The following is a 355-nucleotide window of genomic DNA, read 5'->3' on the forward strand; positions in this document are numbered from 1 at the left end:
CAGTGTTTGCATTGGTGCGCCTTCATCCACAAAGAGCCTTATAGACCCCTGAGGCTGCGCCTGAGCTACGCACTCGCGTAGCAGTTGCAGGGCCTTGCCCGCTTGTCCAATAGCGCTGTGAATGATGACCTGGACCACTCTAGCCTTAAGCGCATCTTGCGTACGAAACTCTGCTTCCAGCATGTGCCTATAAGCTTCGATGGCCTGCAACGCATCCAACCCCTTACTCTGTGCCAATAGTGTTCTGGCAAGGGCTGCGGAAAGCTGATGTGCGATTGCCAATTCAGCCGCTTTGTCTACTGCTGCGTGGCGGAGCATGTGCAATACCTGCAATTCCAACGCTTCACGCATTCGA

Annotated in this window: 1 protein-coding gene; it reads right to left on the reverse strand. The window is 54.4% G+C overall.

From position 1 onward, the window contains the following. The coding region (locus C5P05_RS00275) for a hypothetical protein (protein ID WP_198674556.1) at positions 1-355 on the reverse strand (355 nt) is incomplete at both ends.

It is taken from the genome of Rhodoferax ferrireducens (assembly GCF_003347515.1).
In the GTDB taxonomy this organism is placed as follows: domain Bacteria; phylum Pseudomonadota; class Gammaproteobacteria; order Burkholderiales; family Burkholderiaceae_C; genus Rhodoferax.